The 14576-nt window shown below is 63.5% G+C and carries 11 protein-coding genes; 5 read left to right on the forward strand and 6 right to left on the reverse strand.

Going from position 1 to position 14576, the window contains the following annotated elements:
- Positions 1–4: 4 nt before the first annotated feature.
- Positions 5–2980, reverse strand: a complete 2976-nt coding sequence (locus IRI77_RS22230; RefSeq protein WP_194447209.1) for a sensor histidine kinase — start codon at positions 2978–2980, stop codon at positions 5–7.
- Positions 2981–3379: 399 nt separating this feature from the next.
- Here IRI77_RS22230 and egtB point away from each other — a divergent pair, with 399 nt between their 5' ends.
- Both egtB and egtD read left to right on the forward strand, forming a co-directional pair.
- Positions 3380–4603 carry an ergothioneine biosynthesis protein EgtB gene (gene egtB, locus IRI77_RS22235; protein ID WP_407673995.1) on the forward strand — a complete coding sequence of 408 codons (1224 nt, stop codon included), beginning with the start codon at positions 3380–3382 and terminating at the stop codon, positions 4601–4603.
- A 12-nt stretch (positions 4604–4615) separates the two neighbouring features.
- Positions 4616–5620: an L-histidine N(alpha)-methyltransferase gene (gene egtD / locus IRI77_RS22240; RefSeq protein ID WP_194447211.1), complete on the forward strand. Its 1005-nt coding sequence runs from the start codon at positions 4616–4618 to the stop codon at positions 5618–5620.
- 73 nt (positions 5621–5693) lie between these two features.
- Here egtD and IRI77_RS22245 read toward each other — a convergent pair whose 3' ends face one another.
- The 3 genes from IRI77_RS22245 to IRI77_RS22255 all read right to left on the reverse strand — a co-directional run bounded on the left by IRI77_RS22245 (position 5694) and on the right by IRI77_RS22255 (position 7694).
- A complete protein-coding gene (locus tag IRI77_RS22245; protein ID WP_194447212.1) occupies positions 5694–6275 on the reverse strand; it encodes a redoxin domain-containing protein in 582 nt (193 codons plus the stop codon).
- Positions 6276–6369: 94 nt separating this feature from the next.
- Entirely contained in the window at positions 6370–6753 is a 384-nt protein-coding gene (locus IRI77_RS22250; protein ID WP_194447213.1) for a nuclear transport factor 2 family protein, read from the reverse strand.
- Between the two features lie 2 nt (positions 6754–6755).
- Entirely contained in the window at positions 6756–7694 is a 939-nt protein-coding gene (locus tag IRI77_RS22255) for an aldo/keto reductase (protein ID WP_194453755.1), read from the reverse strand.
- Between the two features lie 1519 nt (positions 7695–9213).
- Between IRI77_RS22255 and IRI77_RS22260 the strand changes: the two genes are divergently transcribed.
- Positions 9214–9579 (forward strand): hypothetical protein, encoded by a 366-nt coding sequence (locus tag IRI77_RS22260; RefSeq protein ID WP_194447214.1) that lies wholly within the window; start codon positions 9214–9216, stop codon positions 9577–9579.
- Positions 9580–9702: 123 nt separating this feature from the next.
- On the opposite strand, the gene IRI77_RS22265 is transcribed toward IRI77_RS22260, so the two are convergent.
- Complete coding sequence (locus tag IRI77_RS22265) at positions 9703–10176, reverse strand: hypothetical protein (RefSeq protein WP_194447215.1); 474 nt, start codon at positions 10174–10176, stop codon at positions 9703–9705.
- A 797-nt stretch (positions 10177–10973) separates the two neighbouring features.
- On the opposite strand from IRI77_RS22265, the gene IRI77_RS22270 reads away from it, so the two are divergent.
- Together IRI77_RS22270 and IRI77_RS22275 are read left to right on the forward strand one after the other, a co-directional pair.
- Entirely contained in the window at positions 10974–12266 is a 1293-nt protein-coding gene (locus IRI77_RS22270; protein WP_194447216.1) for a spinster family MFS transporter, read from the forward strand.
- Positions 12263–13888 (forward strand): carboxylesterase/lipase family protein, encoded by a 1626-nt coding sequence (locus IRI77_RS22275; RefSeq protein ID WP_194447217.1) that lies wholly within the window; start codon positions 12263–12265, stop codon positions 13886–13888. The genes IRI77_RS22270 and IRI77_RS22275 overlap by 4 nt, the downstream gene beginning before the upstream one ends.
- Before the next feature lie 5 nt (positions 13889–13893).
- On the opposite strand, the gene IRI77_RS22280 is transcribed toward IRI77_RS22275, so the two are convergent.
- Positions 13894–14565 (reverse strand): TetR/AcrR family transcriptional regulator, encoded by a 672-nt coding sequence (locus IRI77_RS22280; protein ID WP_194447218.1) that lies wholly within the window; start codon positions 14563–14565, stop codon positions 13894–13896.
- Positions 14566–14576 lie beyond the last annotated feature (11 nt).

Here is a 14576-nt window from a genome sequence, read left to right on the forward strand (position 1 = left end):
AGGATTACCTCGTTATTTTGCGAAACTGCTTAAAACGCGAGCCGTCGCTCGAACTGCGATAGGCGATGGCGCCCGGAATGCTAACCTCGACCTCAGTCCCCCTCCCGTCGCCGCTCCATATTTCCAGATTACCGCCCGCCTGCCGGGCCCGTTCCCGCATACCAGTCAAGCCGTAGTGGCCTGAGCGGCCCCCTGAGAGAAAGTCGGCTGGGATGCCTGCGCCATCATCGCGAATACGCAAGCGGAAGAGCCGGTCGCCGTATGTAATCTCGGCCTCAATCTTGCGCGCCTGTGCATGACGGAAGGCGTTCCTCAGAGCCTCGCATCCGATGCGATAAAGCTCGTCGCGGATGATCGGATGGAGGTCGCGAACGCTGCCTTCCACCAGCAGGCCGAACTTCACTGGATGCTCACCGATCAATTCACGGGCAGCCAGGCGTAGCGCCTCGGCCAAGTCATTGCCAGCCACTGCGGAGAAGCGAAGTTCCGAGACCGCGCGCCGTCCCTCGGCGATCGCCTGATCGGCCCGCTGCAGACTCTGTTCCAACTGCTCCTTTGCCTTGCCCGGAGGGAGCAGATCTTCCACCAACTGGAGGCGGAGCATCAGCCCCTGGAAGCTTTGCAACAGGGTGTCGTGCAGTTCGCGCGCGATCCGCTCGCGTTCCGCGGTCCGTCCCTCCAGCCGGCTTTGGACTTCAGCAGTCGCCTGCCGCAATCGCAGCCGGTACAGCAGCCACAAGAGGGCCAATCCTGTTGCGTAGCTGAGAACCTGGAACCAGGCGGTCTGGTAGAAGGCGGCATCGATGCGGAACGCGGCAACCGTGTCGGCTTCGCTCCAAACTCCATCGTTATTGCACGCCCTGACGCGGAACTGATATTCGCCCGGTCCGAGGTTGGTATAGAAGGCCCGCCGCCTCGTCCCCGCCTCGCGCCAACTGTTGTCCAAGCCATCGAGCCGGTAACGGAAGCGGACCCGTTCAGGCACTGTAAAACTCAACGCGGTGTAGGAGATGTCCAGGTCGCGCGTGAGCGCCGGCAGCCGCAGATTCGCGAAGGAGTCGTAGCGCTTTCCATTCGCAACAACGGAGCGAACCGTTACCGGCGGAGGCAGCGGATTCCGGGGCATATCGTTAGGGTCGACGGTAACGGGCCCTGCGCTGGAGCCGAACCAGAGTTTCCCATCGTTCGAACGGATCAGCGTGGGATAAGGCTGCGATTGCTGCGTCGCGCCAGGCAGGCCGTCGTAACTGTCGAGAACGGAGTATTCGGCAGTGGCGGCCCCAGCCTTCAATTGGGCAACCGCCGCGGGCGCGATTCGAATGATCCCCCGATACTCATTGAGCCAGAGCGCGCCGTTGGGCTCTTCGACGACGCCGGAGACGCTACCGAACGGGCCGCCTTCAGCCGGGCCGACATCGCGAAGCCGGTTTCCATCAAACCACTGCAAGCCCTTGGAGCCTGCGATCCAGGCGCCGGCTCCGCGCGCAAAAATCGCCAACACGGCGCCAACCCGCAAACCGTCGGATCCCGAGAAGACACTCTGCGCCGCGCCATCGAGCATCAGAATAGTGCTCTCTTTGAAGCCGAACCATAGGCGGCCGCCTGGGTCCGCGTAGATGAGAGTGGGATGCTTTCCGGCAATCCCGGCGGGCGGATCGAAGGCGCTCCAGATTCCGTCCCTGCGGACGAAAATACCGGGCTCGCCGGCAATCCACAGGGATCCCGAATGATCGGCCGCCATTCGAACGGCCTCGGCGTTGCGAGCGAAAGCCGGAGGATATCTGAAGAATGTGAATTGGCCGTGCACCTCCCGGAAACCAGCGACGTCCGCGGCCCACCATGTGCCGCCATGGGGGTCTGGAGCGATGACGAAAGCCGTCACTCTTGAGGGCTCGGGCATCCATTTGTTCTCGTGAATTCGTCCGCTGGCGACGCTCAGGCCGCCCACCCAGACATCATTCCCTTCACCGGGCGCCATGGTTGTGCGCGTCAGGGTCCCGGGCACAGGGACGGGAACCACTATCCCTTTACTGAAGCGATCGAGGCCGGCAGATGTCCCTACCCAGATATTCCCTTCGCGGTCCTGGTAGATGGTCGGTGCATAGTCGGCGCTCAGTCCGTCTTTGGCCGTGAAGGTCTCGAGTTGGTCGCTGGTCTTGCCGACTTTCTCGCGAATCAAGCGGTCGGGATACCGGATGCGACGCAACCCGTCGCCCAGGGTTGGAATCCAAAGGCTGCCCTCCTGGTCGAACAGGAGGCGCATGGATCCCAGCGAGATCCGCGGGTCCCTTCCAGGCGAGGGCATGGGCCTGACCGCGAGGCCTGTTTCCGCCATCCACAGGACGCCGCCCGGAGATTCCTGCATGTTCATCACGAAGCGCGTGTCGCTGAGCCGCCGTTGAAAAGATGAGGCGCCCGGCGGGAGCGCAAAGACGGCATTCACGGAGGCCACCCAGAAAGTACCGTCAGGACTGAGATGCAAGCTGATGGGAGTTCCTTCAAACCCCGATTCCGCGCCGACCTTCTGCCACTTTTCGCCAATGAGCTTGGCAAGACCCTGTTGAGTGGCCGCCCACATAATTCCCTGACGATCCTGGGCGAGGCCTAAGACCGCCCCCTCCGGGAGTCCGTCCGCCGCCAGGTAGTTCCGATTGGTTCCATTGTGGATGTGGCTGAGTCCGGCGACAGCGGAACCCACCCACAGGTCACCCTTGGGGCCGGCAAGCAGGGAGTAGACCGACGCGGACGGAAGCGGTTGGCCGAGCGGCGCATAGCGTTCAAATTCGACGCCATCGAAACGGTAGAGCCCCTGGCTGCTGGCCAACCACAGAAACCCGTCCGCGGTCTGCGTGATCGCCATGACATTCGTGGGAGCGCCATCCTTCGCTGTCCAGCCCCTGTGGACAAACTGCGCGATGGTGCGGCTATCGCCCCAGGCGCGTAGGCACAGCATGAGCAGCAGGAATGTCCGGCTCAGCATCAGGCGACATCGATCCTGCCGCCTCCGCTTTCGCGCCCAGTGCGGCAAAATTCGACACTTTCCCCTCTTCGGTATTGTACTCCGGCCACCCCAAGCGCCGGCGGTTCGAGTCCTAAGCCAGGCATCTCGCAGCGGCGCGTCGACTGTCGACCGCCGGTGTCCGGTGAGTGTCACTCACCTCACTTCGCGCGCAGAGTGAGTCCTTGGATGGAAGGTAAACACCCTGATTTCGAGATCATTGCCCCTTTCCGCAGGAAAGGCGGGGCTGGTTCTTGAAATGCACTCTGGCAGCTCGTGATCTCGCAAACAACAACATCCCCTGGGGCATTGACCTCGGACGCCGCGGGCTTGAGGGAAGCAAGTGAAGGTCTTCACGCCAGATACAGAGCCGTGCGGTCGATGACTCGCTCGATCGCAGCAGGAATCCCGGCTGAAGATCAGATGGTGCAATCCTGCCCGGATGCCAGCCCGATGAAGTGGCACCAGGCGCACACGACATGGTTCTTCGAAACGTTTGTGCTGCGCCCTTATCTTGCGGGCTACAGGCCTCTTCGCGAGGAGTTCCGCTGGCTTTTCAACAGCTATTACAACTCTCTCGGCGAGGAGGCGCCGGAAAAGCATCTGCGCGCTTCGTTGTCGCGTCCGTCGCTGGAGGAGGTCACGGCTTTTCGCAGTCATGTTGATGCCGCCATGGAGAACCTGCTGGCGAACAGCATGAATGACGAAGCTGCACGAAGAGTGGTTTTGGGCCTCAATCACGAGCAGCAACACCAGGAATTAATGCTTACCGACATTAAGCATGCATTCTTCTCGAATCCACTTCGTCCGGCTTACCGCGCCATCCGGCTGACTGAGGCATGCAACGTAGCGCCCTCCGAGTTCAGGTGGCACCGCTTCCATGAGGGGGTGACTGAGATTGGTTACCAGCTGGATGCGGCGAACTGCCTCGACTTCTGCTTCGATAACGAAGCTCCGCGCCACAAGGTGTACCTGGAGTCCTTTGGGATCGCAAACCGCGCCGTCACCTGCCGTGAGTATCTGGAGTTCATGGCGGACAACGCCTACACGCGTCCGGAGTGCTGGCTCTCCGAGGGCTGGGAAACGGTGAGGAAGCAGGCATGGAGGGCTCCACTGTATTGGGAGCGCGATGCCACAGACAGCACTGGCTGGCGCATCTTCACCCTTCGGGGTTGGCATCCGCTTTCCACGTTGCTGGATACGCCCGTGTGCCATGTGAGTTTCTTTGAGGCCGATGCATTCGCGCGCTGGAGAGGCTGCCGGCTTCCCAGCGAAGCGGAATGGGAGCTTGCGGCCAAAGGAAGTCAGATTCGGGGGAATCTGCTCGAGAGCGGAAGGTTCCAGCCCGCCGCCGCGCCCGGCGAGGGAATGGACCAACTCTTTGGTGACTGCTGGGAGTGGACCGCAAGCCCTTATACGGGCTATCCGGGCTACATGCCCCTGCCGGGCGCACTGGGCGAATACAACGGCAAATTTATGTCCGGCCAGATGATTCTGCGCGGGGGGTCCTGCGTCACGCCCGAGAGTCACTTGCGCGCGACCTACCGTAATTTCTTCCACCCGGCGACGCGATGGCAGTTCACAGGAATACGTTTGGCCGCATAAGGAGACAAAGCGATGGATACCGCGACCGATCTACGGATCATCGAGTCGAACAGCCTGGCGCCGCTGGACTCGCGCGAGGCGCTGATTGGTGAGGTTTTGCGCGGCCTGCGCAAACGCCCGCGTTCATTAGTTCCGTGGATGCTCTACGATTGCGAGGGCTCACGGCTCTTCGAATGCATCACAACGCTGCCGGAATACTATCCCACCCGGACCGAGCGCGGCATTCTGGCGCGTCATGCGGAAGCGATCGTCACGGCGACCGGCGCTGACTACTCCCGGCCCTTGCGGTTGCTGGAACTGGGCGCGGGGACGGCCGCCAAGACCGGGATTCTGTTGAGCGCCGCAATCCGCTTGTGTGGCCAAGTGGTCTATTTTCCGGTGGATGTTTCATCAGATGCGCTCGAGGCGGCCTGCGACAGTATCGGCTGCATGTGCCCGGGTGTGCGATTGGAGCCCATGGTGGCCAACTATGTCACGCACCCGCCGAGACTCGAACGATTCAATGGCACTACGCTGGCGATGTACATCGGTTCGAGCATCGGGAATTTCCCGCCGGCGGAAGCCCGCACGATCCTGCGCAATCTGAGGTCTCAGCTCAGAGCCGGCGATGCGTTGCTGTTGGGCACAGACCTGGTCAAAGACGAGGCGACCCTACTGCGGGCGTATGACGACGAAGCCGGTGTTACCGCGGCGTTCAACCTGAACCTGCTGCATCGCCTCAACCGCGAACTGGGTGCGAACTTCGATACCGGCTGCTTCCGGCACCGTGCGCGGTGGAATGGCCGGGCGTCGCGCATCGAGATGCACCTGGAGAGCACGTGTGACCAGTCTGTTGAGATCCCCGACGCTGGACTCAGCCTGCGCTTCGCAGCCCTTGAAACCATCCACACCGAGAGCAGCTACAAGTTCACGCAGGAGACGCTCGATTCCCTGTTGGAGGATGCCGGCTTCACGGTTGACCGGACTTGGACCGATCCGCGGCAGTGGTATGCGCTCACACTCGCGGGGGTGAGCTGACGGCAATACGGCAGAGCTGTGTACCCCATGCGGCCCGCAATCCGACTGCGGGCCGCGTCGCGTAGGACCCGAACTACACCTTCTTCGCAGCCCGGTTCAAGCCATGAAAGGCCGAGAAGTCGCCCGCGTTCCAGGCCTCACGGAGTCCGGGGGCACTCAAGTCCCAGTCTGGGCGGATCTCGCTGGAAACGGTGCGCAGGTCGTGCCAGAGGTCGGTGACAGAAGGCCGGCCCCAGAACCAATAGCCGTTGTAGATGCTGTGGATGATGAGCCCCGGCTTGAGCACGAACGTGTGCGGAATCATCGGATTGTGCTCGGGGTCAGTGTACTCCGCTATGTCCAGGTCCTTTTGAATGATTCTGCCGGGATCAGAGAGGAAGCTCCACTGCGCGCCGAGCGACGCGCGGAACTCCTGAAGTGTGTGGTGATCATCGGTGGAGATGGTGACGATCCTGGTGTAACCAACAGCGATCTTGGGATAGAAGGCGACAAGATCCCGATGCTGCTGGTGCTCCTTCGGGCAGTAGTGGCCGCGGGCCAGGGTCAGGATCAACGGATCATCGCCTTGGAGTCTGCTGAGCTTGCGAGGTATGTCCGTGTGGTCGGGCAACTGGTAGTCGGGAAAAACGGCTCCGGGGACGAGGTCCTGGCGCATGATTGGATTCCTTTCAACAGGGGCAATTGGGTTACCGCTTCAGGCGTTGCAAGAGCACGCCTGGAGCCTTGTTCCTACTCAGAAGTACAGACTGTCACTTCATCCGCTGAACCCATTGATGGCGCCAGGCCGGCGCTTCGAAGGGATCAGCGAAATACTGTGTCTCGTGGACGGCCTTGCCGTCCCGGAACTCCATGATGCTGACTGTGCAAGCTGAGCGCCCCTGGTAGTCGATTGTGTATTCCGTGACCCAGAGGTCACCTTGCCCGAGAATCCGGTGAATATGGAAGCCAGACGGCTTGCCCGGGTGATGGCTCCGCAATGCCTGCAGATTGGCGCGCCCGACAATCCGTTCGCCGGACTGAGGGTAATCACAGACGGCATCTTCGTCGTAAATCTCGTGTTCGGCGTTTGCATCGCCCACCGCCGACGCCTGCCAGTGCCTATCCAGAGCCGCACGGATCGTCTCGTCCTGCATGATCATCTACCTTTGGGAATGAAGCCGGGGCTGCCAGTCCGCACCACTTCATTGAATCTCTGCCGGGTTTGAATTCGAGCGATTTCGTCCATGGCGTCCTCCGGAAGAGGGGCGATGTCGAAGTTCTCCCGCGCGCGGGCCGCGGTTCTGGGGGTGGTCAGCAGAGCCGTGCCGCGCTGCACCGCCCAAGCCAACAGAACCTGAGCCGGCGTCTTCCCCACTCGTGCGGCAACTGCGGAAACGACCGGATCTTCCAGCGGCCCGGGCCGGATTCCGTGGCCCAATGGCGCAAAGGCAAGGAACACGATGTTGTTCTGCCGGCAGAATTGCAGAAGCTCCGTTTCCGGCAGATAGGGATGGGCTTCCACCTGGACCACAGCAGGCTTGATTCTGGCTGACTCGTAGAGGGGCAGCAGTCCTTCCAAGGTGATGTCAGAGAGTCCGATGGCCCGGCAGCGGCCACTGTCCACAAGAGTCTCCATCGCCCGCCAGGTATCGAGAAGAGTTACTCCGCGGTCGTAGAGGATGTTGCCGTCTGCGTCGCGCGGGTCCTGCTCCTCTCCTGGTTGAAAGGCAAAGGGAGTGTGGCTGAGATAGAGATCCAGGTAAGTGAGCCCGAGCCGGGCCAGACTCGCTTCGAAAGCGGGCGCGACGCGCTCCGGCCTGTGATTCGTGTTCCACAGTTTGGTGGTGACGAAGAGGTCTGCCCGGGCAATCCCCCCAGCGGCGAGTCCTGCCTGTAGCGCTTCGCCCACCTCGCGCTCATTGCGGTATCGTTCCGCACAATCGAAGTGCCGGAATCCGGCGTCCAGAGCGTCCCTGGTCGCGCTGATCGTCCCGGCTGCATCCGGGATCAGGGTGCCAAAGCCGAGTGCGGGCATTTGGCCGAATCCATGGTGGAGCGGGAGTCTCTTGGTGCGGAAATCAGGAGAGTCGATCATGGTTGTTTTGATCCCCCAGGTTTTCGTCTGCCCCGCGGCTGAACGCCAGAAGGTGTGGATCCAGTGGAGATCGATGGACTCCAATTCCCCACCGCCGCGAAGGCTGTAGCTGCCTGACCGCATTGGCCGCCGTCGTGCAGCGACCGCCGAATGAGGCAGGCTTCTGCCCACTACCCGGCAGGCCGCCTCTGAACTAAACGATTATTCATCGTGCCCCTTTCCCTGGGAAAAACCAATACTTTCCATCTCGTTCCTGACAAGGCGACACCCTTGTTCCGGGTGCCGGAGTCGACAGGTGCAAGGCTCGTGCCAGGGGTAACCGAGTGAATTGATTGGGTCAAGTCAAAGGGACAGGAGCAGGTGACGGGGGGCGGTGCCGGCGGGTCGACTCGAGGTCGGTCTTCCCCCAGGCGCTTGCCCACCGCAGACTCCATCCCAGCTTCGCGGCGTTGGATCACGATTCCGGCATGAACCCCTCCGCCGCATCGGACTCGATCTTCTGTTGGGTCGAGCGTATGGGCGGCCGCACGGGCACGGCCGCCACCTCTGTCACGACCCGCGGGCATTTTGCCCTCCTGGGGTGGATCTGTCGCCGTTGGAGGAACGCTCCTCGACACTGAACGACAGACTCACCCGACCTGGGTCAACCCGCTGAGTCGGGGTGCCGGGCATCCACGTGAGGTGAAATCAAGATGCGAATTTCAAAGACCATGGCGGGCCACGCGTGGGGCGTGGTCCGCGACTGTTCTCCCTGCATGAGGATCGCCCAGCACGGGTGAGCCGTTTCGGGTGGACTTGCGCTGGGGTTGGAGGAACTTCGCCAGGCGAAGCTCGTTTGCGTTCGTTAGCCGGGCGGGGGCGCCCTCCTTCCGACTGAGGTGAGTTGGCTGGTTGGAGGGGCTTGCTGTGGCTTTGATCGCTCGGGCAGAGAGGATTGCTGGTCCGGGCGGGGGTGGTTCGATTGGGCGTGGTGGCTCATTGGCTGGATGGCGGCGGCCGCAGTTGGGACGGGCGAGGGCTTCGACGTTGGGTTTGATGCCTCGTGGAGAGTGGATTTCGGGGTTTCGGGTGGGGCCGTGTTGGCCGGGGAGGAGACAGGGGTGGGCGTAATGCTTTGATTTGGGGATGGTTGGGGGCTTGGTGTGGCTCCCCCGCTCCTTCTAGTCGCGGCTCTGTACGCGGGGGAGTTCGTGGTGTTGGGGTTGCGGGGCTCGGTGGGCGCTTGGGATACGGGCGGCGCTGGAGGGTGGTTGGTTGGGGACTTTCGGTTGGCTATCCGCTCGTTTACACTCGGGGCTGGGACCGGGCGGACGGGGCGGCAGGCGCGTTGCCCCTTTCCGAAAAGTTGGAGGCCCGGAGACGGCAGAATGAAATGGCGGTTGCCTGACGCCGGGGCCTGGTCTTCCGCCCTCACTGGTGTCGTGTGGGTTGCACCGGCTTGCACGGTTAACGCTATGGGCCTGGTGGAACCGGCGGCCGAGGCGAAGAGGGCGTGGACCCGGGCGGGGATGGCTTGCTGATGAGCGACGTCTCCGGTCAGATAGGGGAAGGCGGACCTTTGGATGGCCCGGATGCGGACACAGATCCAGGCGTGGTAGCGGCCCAGGGGCTGGACTACTTCGCCCTGGTTCTCGCGGATCCAGAGCGCGGCTTGGGGGATGGCTTGGTTGTTGACTCGGAGGGCTTCGGCCCAGAGCTTGCCTTCGAGTTGGAAGAGGCGGCGCTCGTGGCCCCGGAGGATCAGGCGGTGGACGAAGAGGGCTCTGAACTTCGGGTTGGCGATGTCCGCCGTCTGCTGCAGCGCCTGATGGTAGAGGCGCGCTTCGATGTCTTCCGGCAGGCGGTGCGGGCCGGAGTAGAGGTTGTGGCGGGTGGCGTTCTGTGAGACCCGGAGCTTGCCTTCGGCGGTGCGGGGACCGGTCGATTTCTGGGCGTTGGCGCGGTTGGCGGCGAGGCGGCGCTCGGAGATGGGTTGGTTGGCCATGGCGGAAGTTCCCTGCTCCGGGCCTCAGCGGGGTTCGCTCCTCAACGCCTGGAGGGCGGCGATGTCGGCGCGGCGGCGGCGCCAGGAGCGGGTCTCGAAGTCCTGGCCGGCGCGGACGCAGGCGGTGTCGCGGGGGCCGAACTGGCGGAAGGCGGCGTAGGTGCGGTAGGCGGGATCGGCGTTGGGGCACTCCTTTGTCACCGAATCCCAGTCGCGCTCGATGGCGGCGGAGAGAGCTGTGCTTTCGAGGAGCGAGTAGCGGGCCTTGCGCCAGAGTTCCTCGGCGATGGAGTCAGCGACGTGCTGCTCGAAGCGGGTGGCCGGGGTGAAGTGTTGGTGAACGTCGTCCCGCAGTTCCGCGAAGAGGGCTTGGTCCTCGATGCACGTGATGAGGCTGGCCGAGTCGTCTCCGAGGAGAAGGGCATTCTCGGCGCCGGTCGTTGCCAGGAAATGGCGCGAGGGTACCATGTCGTCCGTATTCGTATTGAAAATCCGCATAGTTGTTCTCCTTGGGCAACGTTATACAGGCAGGATCCAAGGCTGTAGGGGGGTCTTCCCCGTAACCGATTGATTCGAAAGCGATGATAAATTTCGAACTTGGGAACTGGTTTTGGGGGAGGGGCGGAAATGGGGGAGAAGTCGAGCGGGTGGGGGGGGCCGGGTGGGTGGTGGAGGTGGTTTCGTGGGGGCGGGTTGGGCACTGGCCGGACAGGGACACAGGCACCCCTCCATTGGGATTCTGACTGAGCTAAATGATGACTCTCTTGTGTTGTTTGTTGAATATGCTGCAGGACCGGGCGACCTAGGCGGGTTGACGCGATCGACTCGGGCGTGGCGGCTCCGAGTGGCCGACCAGGGGGCCGTCGTCCCACGTGTTTCGGTTTCGCGGAGCTGTTCCCCGGTTCGGCGGCACGGAGGGCCATACTAGGACTCCATTTAGGGCGCGAAGGTAGCCCGTCGCTGGCGCTCTGGGACTGGGGATGGGGGGCGGCTTCATTTGTTTTGGCTGCCCGTGGGGCCATGGGGGACTCCTTGCCAGTCGCGGTTCGCAACGCGGAGGGGACGCCTCCCTCTCGGTCGGCGTGCGTTTCGGGTTGGTCCGGTTTGCGGCACAGCGGGCCAGGCGGGACTGCTTGGAGGACGGGCGGGCAATGGGGCGCGCTGCGGTACTGAGTGGAGCCTTTCGGTGGCTATCCGCTCACTCACGTTCGCGGCTCCGTTCGCGGCTCAAGGGGCGGTTGTTCGTTGACCGAAGACATTCACTCATGCAATAGTCAATAAACGTTTCCTGAGCCATGCAGCCAGAGGGTGCCACTTCCGGATCACGCGCCTGGATTGCGCTGGGCATGCTCACCTTCGTCTATGTCCTGAATTTCCTCTCGCGACAGCTTCCGTCCATCCTGGCCAGTAAGATCCAGGAGAGCCTGCACGTCTCCGACGCCGAGTTGGGCCTGATCGGTGGTCTCTATTTCGCCCTGTTCTATTGCGGCATCTCGGTGCCCGTTGCGCGGCTCGCCGACCGGACCAACCGCTCCCTGGTGCTGACGGCCGCCTGCGCGGTGTGGAGCGCGGCCACCATGTTTTGCGGCACCGCCGGCAGCTACCTCCAGTTCGTGGCTGGGTATATGACTGTTGGCTTCGGCGAAGCGGGCGGGGTGCCTCCCTCGTACTCCATCATCTGCGACTACTTTCCCACCGGCCGCCGGGGCACCGCGCTGGGGGTGTTCAACTTCGGCCCGGCATTGGGCGCGGCACTCGGTATCGCCTTTGGCGCCTCCATCGCCGCCGCGTACAGTTGGCGGTATGCCTTCCTCTTCCTGGGTGGCGCCGGTGTTCTCACCGCCATCGCTATCCCGTTCGTGATCCACGAACCCCGCCGCGGCGCCCTGGATGGCCTCGCAAACCGGCCGCTGTCCTCCGCCCGGACCAGCTTCGGGGAGAGCCTGCGGCTGTTCTTCTCGCGGCGTTCGCTGCTGCTCGCCGGGCTGGCCGCCGGCGCCAACCAACTGGTCACCTATGGACTCAGCAACTTCTCCGTCCTTTTTCTGATGCGCGAAAAAGGCATGACCCTGCGGGAAGTCGCCGTCTGGTACTCGTTGACCGTCGTGATCGCCATGGGGGCCAGCATGTTCGTCTGCGGCCGCATCATCGACCGGTTTGCGCGGCGCACGAAACTGGCCTACGCCCTGGCTCCCGCCATATCGCTAAGCCTGGCGATCCCGTGGTATCTCGCGTTCGTCTGGGCGCCCGCCTGGCGCCTCGCCCTCCCCCTGCTGGCCGTCACGATCTTCCTGAACTACTTCTATCTCTCGGCGATGGTGACGCTGGTCCAGGAGCAGGTGCGCGCGGATCAGCGCGTCATGTCGGGCGCATTGCTGCTGCTGGTGATGAACTTCATCGGGCTCGGGCTGGGCCCCACCTATGTGGGCAGCATCAGCCAGTTCTTTCGTGCCACGCATCCGCAGAACTCGCTGCAGATTGCCCTCTACGCCCTCACGCCGTTCTATCTCGTCGCCGTGTTTCTGTTCCTGATGCTGGCCCGCGTGCTTCGAAGAGAGAGTGCTGCTTCCGGAGAAACTGCCCCATGATTCCTCGTGCTGCTTCCGTGTGCCTGTTCTTCGCCGCCCTGGCGTACGGGGCGGATGCGGTGACCGCGCACCCTCCCGCCGGCAAACTGCAAGGCCGGCTGGAAGGCCAGGTGCGCGTCTTCAAAGGGATCCCTTACGCGATGCCTCCGGTGGGAGCGGCGCGCTGGAAGCCCCCGATCGCCATGCCCCGCTGGACGGGCGTCAGGAACGCGGCGGAGTTCGGACCGGCCTGCCACCAGCCACAGGCCAAGCTCTCGAACATCTATGCGCGCGATCCGATGCCGATGAGCGAGGATTGCCTGACGTTGAACATCTGGACGCCCGCCAATGCCCGGCGTGCGCCGGTCTTCCTCTGGATCCACGGCGGCTCCCTCACCGGCGGATCCAGCCGCGAGGAGATGTACAACGGCGCGCGACTGGCTGAGCGCGGGCTCGTCGTGGTCAGCGTCAACTACCGTCTGGGCGTGCTGGGCTGGCTGGCGCATCCGGAACTGAGCGCCGAATCGGCGGATGGAGTTTCAGGCAACTACGGTTTGCTGGACCAGATCGAGGCGCTCCGTTGGGTGCGGCGCAACATCGGCGCGTTCGGCGGCGATGCTGGGAACGTCACCCTGGCGGGGGAATCGGCGGGCGCCCTCAGCATCCTGTACCTGATGGCCTCGCCCGCGGCACAGGGCCTGTTTTCGAAGGCGATCGCCGAGAGTGCGTACATGATCACGACGCCCGAGCTGAAGACGGGCCGCTTCGGGTTGCCCTCCGCCGAGGAGAGCGGGACGCGCCTCGCCGCCGCTCTGCACGCCACGAACCTCGCCGCCTTGCGTGCGATGGATGGCGCCGAACTGAGCGCCAAAGCGCCGGCGGCCGGGTTTGGTCCGTGGGGCGCGATCGACGGACACGTCCTGAAGCGCCAGTTGGTGGACGTGTTCGACCGTGGGGAGCAGGCGCGCGTGCCGCTGCTGGCCGGCTTCAACAGCGGCGAAATCCGGTCCCTGAGAAGTCTCGCTCCGCCTGCACCCGCCGATGCCGCCGTTTACGAAGGGGCCATCCGCGAGCACTACGCCGATCTCGCCAGCGAATTCCTGCGTCTCTATCCGGCGACCAACCTGGAGGAGAGCATCCTGGCCACCACGCGCGACGCGCTCTACGGCTGGACCGCGCAGCGCCTGGCCAGGAAGCACACCGCGCTCGGAGTGCCGGCGTTCCTCTACTTCTTTGACCACGGCTACCCGGCCACCGACTCGGCGGGCCTGCACGCCTTCCACGCGAGTGAACTGCCGTTCGTGTTCGGGACCTTTGACGGCACTCCGCAGAACTGGCCGAAGATTCCGCCGACCCCGGTGGAGACCGGCCTCTCCGACGCAATGATGAGCTACTGGAGCACGTTCGCGCGCACCGGCCGCCCGGCCGCCGCGAAGCAGCCCGGCTGGCCGCAGTTCAATGCCGCGGGCGCGTACCTGTCGTTCACTGATGCTCCGCATGCCGCGGAACACTTACTGCCGGGCATGTATGAGCTGAATGAGCAGGTGGTGTGCAGGCGCCGCGCGGAAGGACTCACGCCGTGGAATTGGAATGCCGGGCTGTGGTCGCCCAAACTGCCGGCGCAGACGGCGGAGTGCCAGTAACGGAGTCAGCCCTTCAAGGCTAGGAAGCCCGCGGCCATGAAGCGGGCCAGGCGCAGCTTCACCGCCGGAAAATCCTCAGACTTGCACAGTCCGCCCGACAGACGATCGATGCGTCCGGTGCGCGCCAGTGTGTTCATCAGTGCGCCGGTGACGAAGTGGTAGCCCCAGAAGAGCTCCTGTTCACTGTAGTCCGGCAGGGCGCGTTTCAGAATGCCGATGAGCCGCAGTACGACGGGGTCGAAGTGAACCGCCATCATGGCCGCTCCCTCCTGGCTGTTACTGACGCGCGCGACAAACGCACCGTAGTTCATCCAGGATTCGCCGCCATCGTAGTAGAGGTCCAGATCCGTGTCGAGAAAGGCGTGCAGCGCGCCTTCCACGGTGGGGTGATCGCCGGCTTCCTGCTCGTAGCGCTCCAGCGCGGCCATGCGCCGTTCGCAGGTGGCGCCGGCCCGGCGTTTGAAGACCGCGTCGAACAGATGGTGCTTGTCGCGGAAGTAGTAATGCAGCAGCGTCGTGTGGATGCCCACGCGTTCGGCCACATCGCGCAGAGTCACACCGTGGAAGCCGTTCCTCGAAAACAGATACTCGGCGGCATCCAGGATCTGCTCCAGACTCTCGGCCCGCTGCTGTGCCTTTGTGCGGCTGGGGCGCTTCTCGCTAGCACCGGCCGGCATCACGTCCAACC

Source organism: Paludibaculum fermentans (assembly GCF_015277775.1).
Classification (GTDB): Bacteria; Acidobacteriota; Terriglobia; order Bryobacterales; family Bryobacteraceae; genus Paludibaculum; species Paludibaculum fermentans.

Excerpts from the sequence above, each read along its gene's own strand:
- IRI77_RS22230 (WP_194447209.1), bottom strand. The coding sequence starts at position 2,980 with ATGCTGAGCCGGACATTCCTGCTGCTCATGCTGTGCCTACGCGCCTGG.
- egtB (WP_407673995.1), top strand. The coding sequence starts at position 3,380 with ATGACTCGCTCGATCGCAGCAGGAATCCCGGCTGAAGATCAGATGGTG.
- egtD (WP_194447211.1), top strand. The coding sequence starts at position 4,616 with ATGGATACCGCGACCGATCTACGGATCATCGAGTCGAACAGCCTGGCG.
- IRI77_RS22245 (WP_194447212.1), bottom strand. The coding sequence starts at position 6,275 with ATGCGCCAGGACCTCGTCCCCGGAGCCGTTTTTCCCGACTACCAGTTG.
- IRI77_RS22250 (WP_194447213.1), bottom strand. The coding sequence starts at position 6,753 with ATGCAGGACGAGACGATCCGTGCGGCTCTGGATAGGCACTGGCAGGCG.
- IRI77_RS22255 (WP_194453755.1), bottom strand. The coding sequence starts at position 7,694 with ATGATCGACTCTCCTGATTTCCGCACCAAGAGACTCCCGCTCCACCAT.
- IRI77_RS22260 (WP_194447214.1), top strand. The coding sequence starts at position 9,214 with ATGAGCGACGTCTCCGGTCAGATAGGGGAAGGCGGACCTTTGGATGGC.
- IRI77_RS22265 (WP_194447215.1), bottom strand. The coding sequence starts at position 10,176 with ATGCGGATTTTCAATACGAATACGGACGACATGGTACCCTCGCGCCAT.
- IRI77_RS22270 (WP_194447216.1), top strand. The coding sequence starts at position 10,974 with ATGCAGCCAGAGGGTGCCACTTCCGGATCACGCGCCTGGATTGCGCTG.
- IRI77_RS22275 (WP_194447217.1), top strand. The coding sequence starts at position 12,263 with ATGATTCCTCGTGCTGCTTCCGTGTGCCTGTTCTTCGCCGCCCTGGCG.
- IRI77_RS22280 (WP_194447218.1), bottom strand. The coding sequence starts at position 14,565 with ATGCCGGCCGGTGCTAGCGAGAAGCGCCCCAGCCGCACAAAGGCACAG.